The following is a 261-nucleotide window of genomic DNA, read 5'->3' as shown; positions in this document are numbered from 1 at the left end:
CGCTCTCGCCCGACGGCAGGACGCTGTACTGGCAGGCGATCAAGGGCAAGACGCTCTACAGCCTGCCGACCGACGCGCTCACCGGCTGGGCCACCGCCTCCGTGGTGCCCGAGATGCTGACCGACCGGACGCTCGGCGCAAAGATCGTCGCGGTGGGCGAGAACGGCCCGGCGGACGGCCTGCTGATCACCCGCAAGGACGGCCGGATGATCGTGACCTCGCCGCAGGACAACGCCGTCAAGGTGCGCGACCTCGCCGGCA

The 261-nt window shown here is 70.9% G+C and carries 1 pseudogene; it reads left to right on the top strand.

Going from position 1 to position 261, the window contains the following annotated elements:
- Positions 1 to 261 (top strand): annotated as a pseudogene (locus A5481_RS31115) (hypothetical protein); the annotation flags it as partial.

The organism is Methylobacterium platani (assembly GCF_001653715.1).
Classification (GTDB): domain Bacteria; phylum Pseudomonadota; class Alphaproteobacteria; order Rhizobiales; family Beijerinckiaceae; genus Methylobacterium; species Methylobacterium platani.
This window is presented reverse-complemented; position numbering and strand designations above follow the sequence as displayed.